This window comes from Streptomyces calidiresistens (genome assembly GCF_014141525.1).
GTDB lineage: Bacteria > Actinomycetota > Actinomycetes > Streptomycetales > Streptomycetaceae > Streptomyces > Streptomyces calidiresistens.
Window position 1 is genome coordinate 1 of sequence record NZ_VKHS01001529.1, and the last position, 501, is coordinate 501.

A 501-nucleotide genomic window follows, 5' to 3' on the forward strand; every position below is an offset into this window, starting at 1 on the left:
GGTGCGGGGTCCGTGCGCGGGGCGCGGGGTGCTCGTAGGGTGAGGGGTGTGTGTCGGGCGCACGGTGCGAGGCCCCGCCCCCGTGATGGGGGGGCGGGGCCTCGGTGTGTTCGGTGTGGTGTGTTGCGCGTGATGCGCCCCTCGCAGGGGTGATGAAGGTGCCGTCCCGTGAGTGGGGTCAGGGGGCTTGGGGAGGTCGGATGAGGGCGTGGGCGAGCATCTGCGCCAGGCGTTCACCGGCCCGGTCGGAGGTCTTCTCGTGCGCGATGTGCAGGTACAGGGGATTGCCGCCGGTGCGCTTGTTGTGGTTGAGGAGGTCGTCCTGTGCCTGTGAGTCGGCGGTGTCGGCTTCGTCGATGGCGTCGGAGAGGTTGACGCCCTGCCAGGTGCCGGTGACCCGGCACAGGGGCTCGATGGCCTCCAGGGCGAGGCGGCGGGCGCGGGCTTCGGCGCCGGTTTCGATGATGCGGGCTTCGGGGTCCCAGTCGTCGGGGATGGGTG

1 protein-coding gene is annotated in these 501 nt (G+C 71.7%); it reads right to left on the reverse strand.

Features of this window, described 5'->3' with window-relative positions; genetic code table 11:
- Positions 1-178 precede the first annotated feature (178 nt).
- Positions 179-501 (reverse strand): hypothetical protein (locus tag FOE67_RS28150; RefSeq protein WP_182667612.1); only part of this gene is annotated, 323 nt, incomplete at its 5' end.